The 1,966-nt window shown below is 63.2% G+C and carries 1 protein-coding gene and 1 pseudogene; both read right to left on the bottom strand.

Annotated elements, in window-relative coordinates; translation table 11 throughout:
* Positions 1 to 138 precede the first annotated feature (138 nt).
* Positions 139 to 1,329, bottom strand: a complete 1,191-nt coding sequence (locus tag AC0L30_RS42780; protein ID WP_473406771.1) for a DUF932 domain-containing protein — start codon at positions 1,327 to 1,329, stop codon at positions 139 to 141.
* Positions 1,330 to 1,696: 367 nt separating this feature from the next.
* A pseudogene (locus AC0L30_RS42775) lies at positions 1,697 to 1,867 on the bottom strand (DUF736 domain-containing protein); the annotation flags it as partial.
* Between the last annotated feature and the right edge of the window lie 99 nt (positions 1,868 to 1,966).

Here is a 1,966-nt window from a genome sequence, read left to right as displayed (position 1 = left end):
CCCCCCCCCCCCCCCCCCCCCCCCCCCCCCCCCCCCCCCCCCCCCCCCCCCCCCCCCGCGCCCCCCCCCCCCCCCCCGGCGGCGCATCAGGCATTGAGGGAAGCCGCGCAACCGTTCCCGATTGCGCGGCTTACAGTGTCAGATTGCACGCTCCATCAAGCGCTTTGCCTTGCCTTCTAGTTCAAGGCGCGCGTCCTGATGAGCCTTGCCACGAGCAAATGCGGTAATGCCCTGCACGAAGTCGAAGATGCTCTCCGGCTTGCGGTTTTCCTCGCCCAGAACAGTTTCAATGATCTTCGAGGCCTCGGATTTGGAAAACCCGCCTTTCCGGAGGAAGGTCTCCCGGTCCTCGTCAGTGCGGGCAACGATCCGCTCCCGCGCCGCCTTAATGCCGGCGACGAATGGCGCGGGTGACGAGTTGGCAAAGCTCGTCAGCGCTGGCGCAGCTTCATGCGCAAAGCGTTGTGCGGCAAATTTGGAATGTCGGATGGTGATCTCCTCGAAATTCTCGACACCCCACAAGTTGCGATTCATGCAGACGGCGCGAAGATAGAAGCTCGCAATCCCAAGCGTCTTGCTCCCCACCTCGCTGTTCCAGCAATAGAACCCCCGGAAATACAAATCCGGTGATCCATCCGGCAGACGTCCCGCCTCGATCGGATTGGTGTCGTCGACCAGAAACAGGAACACGTCGCGGTCACTAGCGTAGAGCGTGGTCGTGTCCTTGGTCACGTCCACAAAGGGATTGTGGGTCATGGTCGCCCAGTCCATCACGCCCGGGACCTTCCAACGCGTGTCACCCGTGCCATTGCCGGCGATCTTCATGACGGCCGCGACCAACTCATGATCCCAGATACGGCCATAGTCCGGCCCGGTGACGGCACGAAGCTCAACGCGTCCGTTGTCGGTCTCCAAGGTTTTCACGAGCTCGGCGCGATGCGACAGCAAGCCGTGTTGCAGGTTAATGGCGGATAGGGCTGCGGGAAGCTGCCGCAGGTAGGATGTTGGCGCACCGACCAGCGTGCACAACTGACCAAAGCTCCAATGGGTCGGCGCCACCGGCTCGTCACGTCCCGACACAGTGAGGGCCAGCCGCTCGGCATTGTCCCGGCTCGCCTCCACTCGGATGGTCCGGCTTTCCACCTTCCGTGCCTGCGCGCGTTCGGCTCGTCCGCGCACTGCCTCATACAGGTCCGGCAGGTTCAAATACCGCTCGTCATCCGGTCGCGCAAACCACTCGGACGACACGCGGCCGATCCGCTGGCCGCGCGATACGTCCACGCGAAAACCGCCGGAAGCAGGCTGTTGGCCTTCTGACAAAGTCATCATGTTCATGGTCATTCTCCTATGGGCTGAGGTTGAAGCGCAGCGCTGCGCTGCAACCCTGCCCGTCGGCGAGACCTGGGGTAGCAAGGGCAAGGGCGGCCGGAGTGGAGGGGGATCACCCGCCTGACAAGGGCGCGCGGAAGCGCGCGTCTGCACGCGCCTGACGACATCGTCGTCATGAAGATTCTTTGCGCGGAAGACCGGGGATACCGCTCCGGCCGGCACGCGAAGCGTGCTTCACCCTTGCCAGCGCGAGGGCGGAGCCCTTAGCAATCTCCTCAAAGAAAAAATGCTTTTCTTCCTGCAAATGGGCGCAAGAAATGCAAAAAAGCCCCGCCTCCGAGGAGGCGGGGCTGAAGATCCCACGGGATCAGTCGCTGTTGCGGCGGGACCAGATCAGGGCGAAGCCCTCGTCGCTTTCGACCTTCACCAGCGAGGCGTAGATCGGGGCCGGGAAGGTCGGATCGTCGAGCTTGACCGAGAGGTATTCGCGATCGGTCTCGCGGGCGGTCTTCTTCCAGGCGGCACCGAGCTCGACGTTATGCGGTGCACCGCATAACGTCGATTATGCGTAGCGCGGGATTATGCGGAGTCGTGGACTGGTAGCCGCGATTTTCCCGAGCTTTTGCGACTGCGCCGC

The sequence above is a fragment of the Bradyrhizobium sp. MI1.11 genome, assembly GCF_055811255.1.
Note: the sequence above shows the minus strand (reverse complement) of the source record. Positions and strands in the feature narration are given on the sequence as shown.